Origin of the sequence: Candidatus Pelagibacter sp. (assembly GCF_052049835.1) — a bacterium.
Classification (GTDB): domain Bacteria; phylum Pseudomonadota; class Alphaproteobacteria; order Pelagibacterales; family Pelagibacteraceae; genus Pelagibacter.
Map to the genome: position 1 here is coordinate 286,313 of NZ_JBNGZF010000001.1, position 8,785 is coordinate 295,097.

Genomic DNA, 8,785 nt, shown 5'->3' on the forward strand with positions numbered 1-8,785 from the left:
TTAACTCTCCTTTGTTTTAATTGCTAATGCATGCAGTTCATTACCCATTCTACCTTTTAATGAGTTGTAAACCATTTTATGTTGCTCGATTTTACTTTTTCCAGAAAATTGAGACGAGGTAACGGTAGCTGAATAATGATTTCCATCACCTGCCAAATCTTGTATTTCAACAATTGCATCTGGCATTGCCTCTTTTATAAAATTCTCAATTTCTTTTAAATCCATTGCCATTATTTACTCATATAGTTTATTAGCCAACTTTTATTAGAAGTTGATAATTCGTCAATTGTAACTTTTGTCTTATCATTAATATATAGTTCATTTTCAGTAATTGTGCCAAGTTCATCGAAATGGACTGCATTTTTATGCAATATATCAGCTACTTTTTTAAAAACTTTTTTGTTTATTTCTATAATATATCTGCCTTGATCTTCAGCAAACAAGTATTCTGTTTCATTAATTAAATATTTAGGTTTTTTGATATTTATTCCCTTTTTTCCTTTAATACACATTTTTGCTACTGCAGTAATTATGCCACCTAACGAAACATCGTGTGCACTTTTTATTAAATAATTATCAATCAATTTCAGTAATGTTTCTCCATTATTTTTCTCATTAAATAAATTTACTTCAGGTGGAGGTCCATTTTTTTCATCTAAAATAGTCCTCGCAAACAAACTTTGATCAATATGTCCCTCTGTTTTTCCAATTACTAAAACTAAATTATCAACTTCTTTGAAGTCCATAGTTATCATATTCTTGTAATCTTTGATTAACCCAACTCCACCAATTGCAGGTGTAGGCTTTATACCTTGGTCTTTTGTTTGGTTATAAAAAGATACATTTCCAGAAACTACGGGAAACTTTAAATAATCACTTGCCTCACCAATTCCTTGAACACATTCAACAAACTCTCCCATGTTTGCATCATTTTCAGGACTACCAAAATTTAAACAATTAGTAATAGCAATTGGTTTAGCACCAACAGATATTAGATTTCTGAAACTTTCACAAACCACTTGTTTTCCACCCGTTTGAGGATGGGCCCAGCAATAAACTGCAGATGAATCAACAGAAGCAGCTACAGCTTTATCCGTTCCATGAACTCTCACAACACCAGCATCCCCACCAGGTTTTTGTATTGTATCTCCCATGACTGTATGATCATACTGTTGCCAAATCCATTCTTTGCTACATATATTTGGATTGGCTAAAATTTTCTTTAACACATCAATAATTTTTAAATGTTTAATGTCTTCTTTCTTGATTTTATTCTTTTTAGGAAGTTTTGTTTTTTTCCATTTACGATCATACATTGGAGAGTTTTCAACTAAAGTATTAACTGGAATATCTGCAACTTTTTCTTCATCAAAATAAAGTTCTATTTTTTTTGACTTAGTAGTTTTCCCAATTACTGCAAAATCTAAGTTCCATTTATCAAATATTTTTTTTGCTTGTTCTTCTTTGCCATTTTCTAAAACAATCAACATTCTTTCTTGACTCTCTGAGAGCATAATCTCATAAGGTGTCATTTTAGTTTCTCTGCATGGTACTTTGTTTAAATTGATTTCAATTCCAAGGTTCCCTTTAGATGCCATTTCAATACTTGAGGATGTTAAACCAGCTGCACCCATATCTTGAATGGCTATAATGGAGTCTCCAGCCATTAGCTCTAAACAAGCTTCTAGTAAAAGTTTTTCAGTAAACGGATCTCCAACTTGAACTGTTGGTTTCTTTTCCTCAATTTTTTCATCAAAGCTAGCTGAAGCCATACTTGCACCATGTATTCCATCTCTCCCAGTTTTAGATCCAACATAAATAACAGGCTTATTTAATCCAGCTGCTTTAGAGTAAAAAATCTTATCTTTTTTAACCAATCCTAATGTCATAGCGTTAACCAAAATATTTCCATTATACGAGCTATCAAAACTTGTTTGGCCAGCAATTGTAGGAACACCCATACAATTTCCATAACCACCTATTCCATGAACAACACCTCTTAATAAATTTTTCGTTTTTTTATGTTGCGGCGATCCAAAATGTATAGAGTTTAAGTTAGCTATTGGTCTTGCGCCCATTGTAAATACATCTCTCATTATTCCTCCAACACCGGTAGCAGCACCTTGGTACGGTTCAATAAATGAAGGGTGATTGTGACTTTCTATTTTAAAAACTATCGCATCATTATCTTCAATATCTATAACCCCGGCATTTTCTCCAGGTCCTTGAATAACTTTCTTTCCTTTAGTGGGCAGTTTTTTTAAATGTAATCTTGATGATTTATACGAACAATGCTCATTCCACATTGCAGAAAAAATCCCTAGTTCTGTAATATTGGGAGTTCTTTTTAATAATTCACAAATTTTGGCGTATTCATCCTTTTTTAAACCGTGATCAATTGCTACCTGTTCGTTTACAATCATTTTAAGTTGTTTATTAGGTTTTTAAAAAATAATGATCCATCCTCACCAGATAAGGATTTATCAATCATTCTTTCTGGGTGGGGCATCATTCCTAGAACATTTTTTTCTTTATTAAATATACCAGCGATATTTTTTATGGATCCATTAGGATTGAATTGGTCTTCTATTTTTCCATTTTGATCACAATAGTTAATAGCTATTTGATTATTATCTTCAATTTCTTTTAATTGATCATTTGTACAAAAATAATTTCCCTCATTATGAGCTATATGTAATTCTAAAACCTCGTTATTAACATTTTTAAAATATTTATTTTGTTTGTCGTTAATTTTTACAAAAACATTTTTACATATAAATTCTAAATATTTATTTCTAAGTAAAACACCAGGCACCAAACCAGTTTCAACCAATATTTGAAATCCATTACAGATACCCATAACCATACCTCCTGTATTTGCAAAATTAATTACAGACTGCATTATTTTTGATTTAGATGCCATACTTCCACATCTTAAGTAGTCGCCATATGAAAAACCACCTGGCAATACAACCAAATCACTTTTTGGTAATTCAGCATCAGCATGCCAAACCATTTTGTTTTTAAAACCAAACTTTTTCAAAGCGACATCCATGTCTCTATCGCAATTTGAACCAGGAAAAGTAATAACTGATGATTTCATTAATTACTTTGGATCAATAATTTTATAATTTTCAATTACAAGATTTGCCAAAAGTTTTTTACACATTTCTTCAACTTTTGCTTTTGCTTTGTCGTTATCAGTTTCTTTAGTGTTAATTTCAAAATATTTACCTTGTCTAACTTCATTAACATCATCAAAACCCATACCATCTAATGTTTGATGAATAACTTTTCCTTGTGGATCAAGCACATCTTTTTTTAAGGTTATGATTACTGAAATTTTCATTTTTTCTTTCTTTTTACTGAAGATAATTTAGTTATATTTACTGCTGAAACATTAGATTGTTCGTGAAGTATACCTAATCTTTTAGCAACTTCAGTATATGCTGGAATTAAATCACCCAGATCTTTCCTAAATCGATCTTTATCTAATTTTTTTTCTGTAATACTGTCCCATAATCTGCACGTATCAGGACTAATTTCATCTGCTAAAATAACTTCGTTTTCTCCATCAATTTTAATTCTTCCAAATTCTAATTTAAAATCGATAAGTTTAATTCCTACACCCCTAAACATCCCAATCATAAAATCATTAATTCTTAAAATCATTTTTTTAACTTTATCTATTTCAGTTTTTGATGCCCAATCAAATGCTAGAATATGCTCCTCTGATATTAACGGATCTCCAAGTTTGTCATCTTTTAAACAGTATTCAATTAGAGGCTCTTTCAAAACAGTACCATCCTCAATACCTAATCTTTTAGTAATTGAACCTGTTGCAACATTTCTTACTATGAATTCGATCGGAATTATTTCTACAAGCTTTATAATTTGCTCACGCATATTTAATCTTTTAATCAAATGATTTTTAATTCCTATTTGAGAGAGGTTAGAGAGTATATGTTCTGATATTCTATTATTTAGAACACCTTTACCTTCAATGGTAGTTTTTTTTTGATTATTGAATGCAGTTGCATCATCTTTAAAATATTGAATAACTAAATTTTTATCACTTGTTGCATAAATGATTTTTGCTTTGCCTTCGTATAATTTTTTACCTTTTTTCATTATTTAAAAACTCTTCTAAAGATAAAGTTTACATTTTTAAAGTGTTTAGAATAATTAAACATAGATTTTAGTTTTTTTGGCGAAATTTTGCTCATTATAAATTTATCAGAAGAAATGACGTCAATTAAGTTTAAATTTTCTGCAAAACATTTCTTTGCATAAGACTGTACCATCTTGTATGATTTTTCTCTGCTTAATCCTGTTTTAGTTAACTCTAACATAACTTCTTGAGAAAAAATTAAGCCTTTTGTTAAATTTAGGTTTTCAAGCATTTTTTTAGGATAAACAATCATGTTATCTAAAATATTTGTAAGCCTTACCAATGCAAAGTCAGTTGTTATATTGGCATCTGGACCAATATTTCTTTCAACACTTGAGTGAGAGATATCTCTTTCATGCCAAAGAGCTATATTTTCAAGAGCAGGTATGACAGCGCTTCTAACCATTCTGGCTAAACCAGTAAGATTTTCACTTAAAATAGGATTTTTTTTATGAGGCATTGCTGAAGAGCCTTTTTGATTTTTAGAAAAATATTCTTGTAATTCATAAACTTCGGTCCTTTGAAGATGTCTTATTTCAACAGCTACTCTTTCTATGGATCCAGCAATAATTCCCAAAACAGAGAAATAAAATGCATGTCTATCTCTTGGAATTACTTGTGTGGAAATTGGCTCAACTTTTAGACCTAATTTCTTAGCGACGTGTTTTTCAACATTTGGATTAATGTTAGCAAACGTACCAACAGCACCTGAAATTGCGCATGTAGAAACTTCATCAATAGCATCTTTTAGTCTTTTTCTATTTCTTTTAAATTCCTCATAAAAAGAAGCCAATTTTAAACCAAACGTAATTGGTTCTGCATGGATACCGTGGCTTCTTCCCATACAAGGAGTAAATTTATATTTTTTTGCCTGCTTTTTTAAAACTTTTAAAATCTGATCAATATCTTTTAATATAATTTTACCTGATTGGACTAATTGAATATTAAAACTAGTATCTAAAACATCCGATGAAGTCATTCCTTGATGTAGGTAGCGTGCTTTAATTCCAGCTTTTTCAGTTACAGAGGTAAGAAAAGCTATTACGTCATGTTTTACCTCAGATTCTATTTTGTGAATTCTACTTACATTAATTCTAGCTTTTTTTCTTACAACTCGAGCAACACCCCTTGGAATTTGACCAAGTTTTTCCATTGCTTCTGCTGCTGCAACCTCAACATTTAACCAGATTTTATATTTATTTTCTTCTGACCAAATATAAGTTAATTCATTTCGCGAGTATCTTTTAATCATTAATTATAAATATGGAGGCTTTGAATAACCTTTAACAGATTCTGTAAAGATTTCATAACCATTTTCAGTAATTCCCAACGTATGTTCAAATTGTGCAGATAAAGATTTATCTTTTGTTACAGCTGTCCAACCATCATTTAACATTTTAACATCATATTTACCTGCATTTATCATTGGTTCAATCGTAAATGTCATACCAGGTCTTAATTCCATGCCTGTATTTTTTTTACCATAGTGTAAAATATTTGGTGACTCATGAAATGTTGTACTTATTCCGTGACCACAAAAATCTCTAACAACTGAAAAACCTTTATTTTCTACAAATGATTGAATTTCATAACCTATATCTCCTAATTTAATCCCAGGTTTTAAAATTTTAATAGCTCTCATCATAGACTCGTAAGTAGCATCTATAAGATTATTTAACTTAACCGGAGTTTTTCCAACACAAAACATTCTACTTGTATCCCCGTAGTGCTCATCTACAATTGCAGTTACATCCACATTAATTGCATCACCTTCTTGTAAAATTCTATCAGATGGTATCCCATGACACACAACATGATTTAAAGATGTACATAAAGATTTTGTAAACCCCCTGTAATATAGCGGAGCAGAATATCCACCATTATCTCTAATAAACTCATATCCTAACTTGTCGATATAATCTGTAGAAACACCTTCTTTGATATTTTCAGTTAACATATCTAGAGTTTTTGCAGCCAGTTTTCCAGCGACTCTCATTTTTTCAAATTTTTCTTTATACTCAGTCATCTATAATTTTTAATTTTTTATCTATAAAAATTTTCTTAGAACTTATATCACATCTATAAGCCAAAAAATTAACGCCAGCTTTTTTAGCTTTTAGGTAAGCGTTGTAATATTCTACGTCTATATCTTTAGCTATTTTAAAATATTTCATATTTTGAATTTGAACTAAAAATATTAAATATGTTTTATAACCTTTATTTATGGCATCAATAAGGGTTAATAAATGCTTAATTCCTCTAGTTGTTGGCGCATCTGGAAATTCAGCAGTATCTTTATTTCTAAATAATGTAACATTTTTAACCTCAACAAAGATTTTTTGATCCTTTTTTTTTAATAAAAAATCAAATCTAGTTTCCTTATTAAAAAAAACCTCTGCTTTTATAGAGCCATTATTTTTAAGTTCATTTATAAGATTGTTGTTAAGACCATGCTCAACTATTCTATTTGCCATGTGAGTGTTCACCCCAACTAAATTCTTTCTAGATTTTATAATCTCAAGTCCATACTTAAGCTTTCGTTTTGGATCATTATTAGGAAGTAAATAAACTTCATTGCCTTCATCTAATAAACCTTTCATAGATCCTGTGTTAGGACAGTGAGCTGTGACAATTTCTTTACCTAGATTAACGTCAGTAAAAAACCTTTTATAACGTTTGATTAGTTTGCCTTTTATTAAAGACTTGGTAAATTCCATTACTAAATTATATATTTCATATGGATAAAAAAGCAAAAGTTAATGCATCGATTTTAATTATTGGTAATGAAATTTTATCTGGCCGAACCCAAGATACAAATACCTCAACTTTAGCTATTTGGCTTAATTCAATTGGTGTTAATGTTGCAGAAGTGAGAGTAATTCCTGATGTTGAGGGGACTATTGTTGAAACTTTAAATTTACTTAGATCAACATACGATTATGTTTTTACAACTGGTGGTATTGGGCCTACTCATGACGATATTACTGCTCAATCTGTTTCAAAAGCATTTGGAATAAAATATGAAGTCCACAAAGAAGCTTTTAAAATTTTAGAAAAATATTATCAACCAGGTGAATTTAATGAAGGCAGACAAAAAATGGCATGGATGCCAGAGAATGCAAAATTAATTATAAATCCGACAAGCGGTGCACCAGGATTTAATGTTGAAAACGTTTTTTCTTTGCCAGGTGTTCCATCTATCTTAAAATCAATGTTAGGTGGCTTAACTAATAGTATAGTAGGGGGTGTACCTATTAAAAGTCTTACCATAAGTTTAAAAACTGTTGAAAGTGAAATAGCCAATTCTCTAACAAAAGTTCAAAATGATAATAAAGATGTTGAGATAGGAAGTTATCCATTTTTTCATGCAGGTAAATTAGGTGTCTCAATAGTAATAAGATCAGAAGATCAAAATAAAATAGATAATTGTAATTCCCAAATTTTAAAATTTGTTAATGAAAAAAAAATTGAGGTAGTGGATAGATAATGCTGTATTTTGCTTATGGTAGTAATCTTCATCATTTTCAAATGAAGCGTAGATGTAAAGACAGTATTTTTTTAAAAAAAATAAATTTAAAAGATTTCAGATTAACATTTAGAAGCAAGTATAGAGCTGCAGATATAGAGCCTAAAAAAAATTCTATTGTCCCAGGTGGTTTATTTGAAATTTCCAAAAGTGATGAAAAAAAATTAGATGTATACGAAGATTTTCCTGTACTTTATAAAAAATATTATTTCTATCATTATGGAAAAAAAGTAATGACTTATACAATGGTTAAAAAAAGTCCTTTCAGATTTCCCACTGAAAGGTACTTAAATATTGTTAAAAGGGGCTATCTTGATTGTAATCTAAATACTAAATTTCTTAACAAAGCGTTATCATCTAAATTTTAATAAATATTTTTTAAAAAATTTTAAATAATAATTAAAGTAATATTTCAAAAATATTAATAAGATTGAAATTAGAATACTGATGAATACATAATCTATAGTCGACTTAATTCCAATAAGCATTTGAGCGTATATATTGAAATTTAAATCTGCGCTGTAGTAGTAAGGAAAAAATATTAACAAATAAACATATTTGAAAATAAAAATATATAATACTAGTCTAAAAAAGGTAATTTTGTAATTGTTCATAATATAAGGAATAACTCCTATTAAAAAAATTTCTCGATAAAAATTATTTCCAAAAAGTAAATAAATTGAAATTGATAGTGAAGAGGACAATATAAACATATATGTATCCAGATTAAAATTAATCTTAACTTTTATTAGAGATTTTTTTAAATAATAAATATAAATAAAAAATGCTGTCATTATATTTATTAAAATCAAAATTATTTTGACAATGTATTGATTTTCAAAATTTGTTAGATGTATTAAAATTTTTGTCAATGTATTTAGAGAAAAAGAATACCTTAAACTCTGAGACACATAATCTAACGTACCAATCACATTGTTAAGATTTTCTCTAAAAATAAAAATAAAACTTAAAAATAAAATAATAAACAAAATAAAGTTTACAATATTTTTAATAGATATTTTTTCCGTTATCAAAAAAAGTAAACTTAAAATTGCCGGATAAAACTTTGTTAGAGATAAGATAAATAT

The 8,785-nt window shown here is 29.0% G+C and carries 10 protein-coding genes; 2 read left to right on the plus strand and 8 right to left on the minus strand.

All coding sequences use genetic code 11. From position 1 onward, the window contains the following. From ACTT9R_RS01485 to sfsA, 8 genes are read right to left on the minus strand one after another with little or no spacing between them, the layout of a single operon-like run. The gene (locus tag ACTT9R_RS01485; RefSeq protein ID WP_075503726.1) at positions 1-231 is read right to left on the minus strand and encodes a BolA/IbaG family iron-sulfur metabolism protein; all 231 of its coding nucleotides are present in this window, start codon (positions 229-231) and stop codon (positions 1-3) included. Then, on the minus strand, positions 231-2,423 hold the full coding sequence (gene purL / locus ACTT9R_RS01490; protein WP_440926303.1) for a phosphoribosylformylglycinamidine synthase subunit PurL: 2,193 nt from the start codon (positions 2,421-2,423) through the stop codon (positions 231-233). Before purL ends, ACTT9R_RS01485 begins: the two co-directional genes overlap by 1 nt. Further along, complete coding sequence (gene purQ / locus ACTT9R_RS01495; protein WP_440926304.1) at positions 2,420-3,103, minus strand: phosphoribosylformylglycinamidine synthase subunit PurQ; 684 nt, start codon at positions 3,101-3,103, stop codon at positions 2,420-2,422. Before purQ ends, purL begins: the two co-directional genes overlap by 4 nt. 3 nt (positions 3,104-3,106) lie before the next feature. Continuing rightward, positions 3,107-3,349: a phosphoribosylformylglycinamidine synthase subunit PurS gene (purS, locus tag ACTT9R_RS01500; RefSeq protein ID WP_440926305.1), complete on the minus strand. Its 243-nt coding sequence runs from the start codon at positions 3,347-3,349 to the stop codon at positions 3,107-3,109. After that, positions 3,346-4,131 carry a phosphoribosylaminoimidazolesuccinocarboxamide synthase gene (gene purC, locus ACTT9R_RS01505; RefSeq protein WP_440926306.1) on the minus strand — a complete coding sequence of 262 codons (786 nt, stop codon included), beginning with the start codon at positions 4,129-4,131 and terminating at the stop codon, positions 3,346-3,348. Before purC ends, purS begins: the two co-directional genes overlap by 4 nt. Beyond that, positions 4,131-5,423, minus strand: a complete 1,293-nt coding sequence (gene purB / locus ACTT9R_RS01510) for an adenylosuccinate lyase (RefSeq protein WP_440926307.1) — start codon at positions 5,421-5,423, stop codon at positions 4,131-4,133. Before purB ends, purC begins: the two co-directional genes overlap by 1 nt. 3 nt (positions 5,424-5,426) lie before the next feature. Further along, positions 5,427-6,197, minus strand: a complete 771-nt coding sequence (map, locus tag ACTT9R_RS01515; protein WP_440926308.1) for a type I methionyl aminopeptidase — start codon at positions 6,195-6,197, stop codon at positions 5,427-5,429. After that, complete coding sequence (gene sfsA / locus ACTT9R_RS01520; protein WP_440926309.1) at positions 6,190-6,888, minus strand: DNA/RNA nuclease SfsA; 699 nt, start codon at positions 6,886-6,888, stop codon at positions 6,190-6,192. The genes map and sfsA overlap by 8 nt, the downstream gene beginning before the upstream one ends. A gap of 20 nt (positions 6,889-6,908) precedes the next feature. Here sfsA and ACTT9R_RS01525 point away from each other — a divergent pair, with 20 nt between their 5' ends. Beyond that, positions 6,909-7,658, plus strand: coding sequence for a competence/damage-inducible protein A (locus ACTT9R_RS01525; RefSeq protein WP_440926310.1), 750 nt, complete (start codon positions 6,909-6,911; stop codon positions 7,656-7,658). Next, a complete protein-coding gene (locus tag ACTT9R_RS01530; protein ID WP_440926311.1) occupies positions 7,658-8,065 on the plus strand; it encodes a gamma-glutamylcyclotransferase family protein in 408 nt (135 codons plus the stop codon). The genes ACTT9R_RS01525 and ACTT9R_RS01530 overlap by 1 nt, the downstream gene beginning before the upstream one ends. The last annotated feature ends 720 nt before the right edge of the window (positions 8,066-8,785 follow it).